The organism is Enorma sp. (assembly GCF_982429025.1).
The window spans coordinates 1-4724 of the sequence record NZ_CEWCAA010000081.1; the positions used below are offsets into that span (position 1 = coordinate 1).

The 4724-nt window shown below is 62.7% G+C and carries 4 protein-coding genes and 1 pseudogene; all 5 read right to left on the reverse strand.

From position 1 onward, the window contains the following. Positions 1 to 220: 220 nt before the first annotated feature. Positions 221 to 517 (reverse strand): PTS sugar transporter subunit IIB, encoded by a 297-nt coding sequence (locus tag AC1VS5_RS09425; protein WP_022348895.1) that lies wholly within the window; start codon positions 515 to 517, stop codon positions 221 to 223. A 15-nt stretch (positions 518 to 532) separates the two neighbouring features. Beyond that, positions 533 to 1795, reverse strand: a complete 1263-nt coding sequence (locus AC1VS5_RS09430) for a glucose-6-phosphate isomerase (protein ID WP_481218460.1) — start codon at positions 1793 to 1795, stop codon at positions 533 to 535. A 255-nt stretch (positions 1796 to 2050) separates the two neighbouring features. Further along, entirely contained in the window at positions 2051 to 3547 is a 1497-nt protein-coding gene (locus tag AC1VS5_RS09435; RefSeq protein ID WP_417058103.1) for a lactate racemase domain-containing protein, read from the reverse strand. A gap of 33 nt (positions 3548 to 3580) precedes the next feature. Beyond that, positions 3581 to 4417: a triose-phosphate isomerase gene (locus AC1VS5_RS09440; protein ID WP_144688349.1), complete on the reverse strand. Its 837-nt coding sequence runs from the start codon at positions 4415 to 4417 to the stop codon at positions 3581 to 3583. A gap of 54 nt (positions 4418 to 4471) precedes the next feature. After that, positions 4472 to 4724: pseudogene (locus tag AC1VS5_RS09445) on the reverse strand (6-phosphofructokinase); the annotation flags it as partial.

A 4724-nucleotide genomic window follows, 5' to 3' on the forward strand; every position in this document is an offset into this window, starting at 1 on the left:
ATCTATGCCCGTAACGCAAGGGCGCCCGGGCCTCTTCTGAGCGATTCCGCAGGCCTGGGACGGGCATGCAGCATCGACCCCGGGCGCCTCACCGCCCGGTCCCCGCCCGCATCTATGCCCGTAACGCAAGGGCGCCCGGGCCTCTTCTGAGCGATTCCGCAGGCCGAAGGCCGAGGACTAGCGAAGAAGAGGCCCGGGCGCCCCCTGGGAGCCTAGGACTTTAGAGCTCCTTGTTGATCTGCGCGATGATCGCCTGGGTATCGAGCGTCGCAAAGGCGTTCGCATCGATCACGTCGATCTTCTTATCGGGGAACGTCATCTTCACGACATCAAGCTTGAAGGCAACCTGGGGCGTAAGAAGCAGCAGGTCGGCATCCTTGCAGGCATCATCGGAGCCAGAAACGGACGCAGCCTTGACATCCATCTCGAGACCGAGGTTGTCGGCAGTCTCCTGCACCTTCTGGGCAAGAATCTGCGTCGACGTACCGGCAGCGCAAAGCAGTTTGACAGTCTTCATAAAGAGATCCTTTCTCTATTTTCCGAGCGCATCGAACATGAGGCGCTTGTACGCCTCTACGCCTGGCTGGTCAAAGGGGTTTACACCCAAAAGCTCCCCAGAAGCATAGCACGCGAACGCGAACCAGTAGAAGAGCATGCCCATATGCTCCTCATCAAGACGATCGAGCTCGAGCGTAAAGCATGGCAGCATTCCGGCATGCGCCTCGCGGGTCGCCGTGAAGCTCGCCTTATTGATATCCCAGAAATCTTTGCCGTCCAGGTAGCCAAAGGCATCCGCCACGTCGGTGCCGCCCAACACGAGGCTGTCGCCCGCACCCGGTTCCAAGACATCAAGGAAGGTCTCGAAAAGGATGTGCGTGCCGTCCTGCACGAACTGCCCTAGGCTATGGAGCTCCTCGGAGCACTCTGCGGCAGCGGGGAATATGCCTCTGCCATCCTTTCCCTCGCTCTCGGCAAAGAGCTGCTCCCACCACTTTGAGAACCACCGGAAACGAGGCTCGAAAAAGCTCAGAAGCTCGACGCGATACCCGCGGTCCCACAGCATGTTGCGAGCCGATGCATAGGCAAACGCTGAGTTCTCCCCCGCTGGCGCCGTACGAAGGAGTCGCTCCATGGTGCGGGCACCTGCAACGAGCGCGCGAATGTCCACGCCTGCAACCGCCATGGGCAGCAAGTGCACCTCGGTAAGTGCGGTATAGCGGCCTCCCACGTTGGTGGCGAAGGGCACAAAGGTGTACCCCTCGGCACGGCAGAGGTCCTCGAGCGGCGAGCCGATCGTACCCGTGCAGACGATGCGGCGCGCGGCCTCCTCGCGGCCATAGCGTTCGACGAGGTACTGGCGGAGCAGGCGGAACGATGAGCCCGGCTCGAGCGTCTCGAAGTTCTTGGCGATGCAATCGATCACCACATCATGGCCCTCAAGCTCATCGAGCACGCGATTGAGCTCCCAAGCCGAAAGCGTATTCCCCGCCCACACAAGCCGTGCTCCCTCGGGGGCAAGCGCAGCCTGCACGGAACGCGACCCGTTATTCGAGCCGCCTACGCCGATCACAACGAAGGTGTCGGCCATGGAGCGAATCTGCTCCGCAAGCGCGCAGGTGCGGTCAAGGATGGCGTCGCTCGCCCATTCGTCGACGGAGAGCCAGCCGAGCGAATCCGCATAGCGGTCCTCGCCCGCCTGGCAGCGCGCCAACACGTCGACATGTTCATCCATATAGCTAACAAGCTCGTCCTCAGCAACGAATGCCGAGGCAAAGCTTCTGTTCAACTTCAACATTGCAGCTCCTTTTGCCCCGACAGGGAGGCCGCCACATCGTCCCCTGCTCGGGCAGTCCTCGCTCGCTCCGCTCGCTGCGGAACTCGCGATGGACGATATGGCGGCCTCCCCTTCTGCGCTGGGAACTTGCTGTCCAGCAAGATAAACCTGGCGTGCTGAGGGCACGGGGATATCTCACGGCGCAGTTCCGCAGCGCGAAGCGCGAGGACTGTTTGAGCACGGGAGATATCCCCGTGCCCTCAGCACCGAGTAAAATTAGCAACCGCAGGGATGCGCAGGGGCATCGTCGCGGAAGTGGCTGTTCTGCGACGGATCCTTCATGCACAGGTGCGGCACGGCGCGGTTGTACGCGTGCGGGAGCGCCAGGATGTTGGGGTTGCCGTCGGTGTACTTGCGCGTGGCGTCGGCGATGGCCTCCTCGAAGGTCGGACGGGTCTTGAGGCCCATGGTACGGGCGATGCCCGGTTTCTGCGCGCCTACGATATACGTAGCAGAGAGATACTTCTCGGCGAGGTTTCCGCAGGTCATCATGCTGAAGCCATGGAACGGATGGAACGCACCGGCAAAGCGGTACTTGCGGATGTACTCCTCGTTGGTGGCGAAGTACTCGCCGTACTTGATCATGTCGTCGAGCGTGTTCATCTTATCGGACTGCCACAGCTCCCACTGCTCGCGTAGGTACGGCCAGCGCTCGTCGTGGAACCACCCATCGCAGTAGCTCGCGATCACGAAGACGCAGTGATCGGAGAGGATGCGCTTATGGCGAATGACCTGGGCGGAAACGGCCTGCATCATCTGGATGGGATTCGTGCCCATACCGTCACCGTAGTGGAAGTTCGTGGGCATGCCCATGACCACGATGTCGTATTTCTTCTCGGCCCAGTGCACATAGGTGCGCTTATCAGCAACCTTCCAGCTCACGGGCTGCATCTCGGCAGCGTAACCCGAGAAGATGGCGATCTGGCGGCTCCAGGTGTCGAGCACCGCGTCCACGCAGAAGAACTTCTTGCCCATCTTCTCTTCCATGAACATGCCCTGGCTGTCGAACTTGTCGCGCATGAGGCTATGGGTAGACACCGGCACGAAGTCGGGGCGGCTCATGACGCGCGGCACGTGGTGGGCACCGATAGAGCGCCAGTGGGTGATGCCCGTGGCGCAGTGCTTGTAACCGCCCGAGTAACCGCCATAGGGGTTGCCCTGGGTATGGCCGATAAGAATGGCGATGTCGGCATCGTAGACGTACTTGTTCATGATCACGTGGTCGCCCTGAGCGGTGTAGCCCAGATCGACCAGATGGTCGTAGTCCTCGGAATCGTGGCTCGTGATCTGGCCGGTTGCCTCGAACTCGTTGTAGAGGTCGCTGCCCAGAATCTGCTTGGCCTCGGCAGTGGAGGTGCGGGGGTGCAGGCCGTTCGAGAAGAGGAGCAGCACGTCGTCGTGCTTCACGCCGTTCGCGAAGAGCTCATCGAGGCACGCGCGGATGGCGACCTTGCGGTGCGCGGTGGGCTGGGTGCCGCCCTTCACGATATCGGGGATCACGATGACGACCTTCTTGCCCGGCCCCGCATAGGAAGCGAGCGGCTCCATGCCGATGGGGTTGCGGATGCTCTCGAGCGTTGCCGCGTAGAGGCTATCCCAATCCTGGGGCAGGCACTCGGGGTCCTTGACGGTCTCGCCGGTGACGAAGACGTCGGTTGTATCGGGGAGCTCGGCCCCCATCATGCCGGTGCCCCATTCAAAGTCCAGATGCATGGTCATTCCTTTCTTACTGATGCGTCCAATGAGCTAGGCCTCTAGATACAGCTTGACGATTTCCGCATATTCCTCCGGGTAGAAGCCGATCTCGCCGGTGAAACGGGTGAGTGCGATGAGGCCGCCGTCGATCTCGGGGATGCCGGCGAGCATCTGAGCGTTATCGGCCTTGAGACCGCCGCCGTAGACCACGTCCACACCGGGAAGCGTCGCCTTGATGAGACGGGCCACCTTCTGGATATACGGGGCATCGGCGGGCGTCTTACCCGGCCCGATGCTCCACACCGGCTCGTACGCAACACGCACGCGAGAGAGATCGGCGCCCTCGAGGCCGCCCGTGAGCTGGGCGGTGAGCACCTCTTCCCACGAATCGACTTCCTCTTCGCGCTCTCCCATGCAGAAGAGCACCGTGAGGCCCGCTGCCTGAGCCGCAGCCACCTCGCGCGCGAGCACGCGATTCACCGCCGCTTCCACGGCATCGGGAGCAGCACCTGCCTCACCCATGATGGCGCGCAGGTTCATGCGCTCCTCGCAGTGGCCGATGAGCGCCCAGGTGCAGCCGAGCTGTGCCACGGCGTTGCCCGTCCGCAGGGTCGTGAAGGCGCCGAAGTTTCCGCCCGGCGCCGTGTCCGCCGTATGGACGCCCTGGCAGCCCACGCCGAGCGGGCTTCCGGCAGCGCCGGCGACGGCACCGATGAGGTGCGCCTCGGGCAGGAAGGCGGCGAACTCCGCATCGGCATAGCGAAGTGCGACGTCTTTGATCGAGGATGTCACCGCTTCGCCCCATGCGGCGGGCTCCGCCAAACGGTTCACGCCGCCGTGCTCGGGCGTGATATCGAAGCGCTTGAGATTCAAAAAGATGTGTTTCATGCACACTCCTTCAGACGCGGGGGCAAAGACCAGGGTCCGCCCCCCCCGGTCTTGCTACAGGAAGCTTACAAAGCTCGGCAATTCGCCCACGAGAGGGGCCGCCCACTCCTTGAATGCCGTGGTGACGCCGTTGCCCGCTTCGTTGATGAAGGCGTCGGGCAGGCAGCGCTCGATGAGGCGCACACGCTCCACGTCGATGAGGTTCGTCTCGATGGCGTATGCGTCGCCCGGCACGCGCTGGATACCGACCATCTTGGCCGTCTCGCCGGAAAGCGCGGCGCGTACGGCGGCGCGACCGACTTCCTCC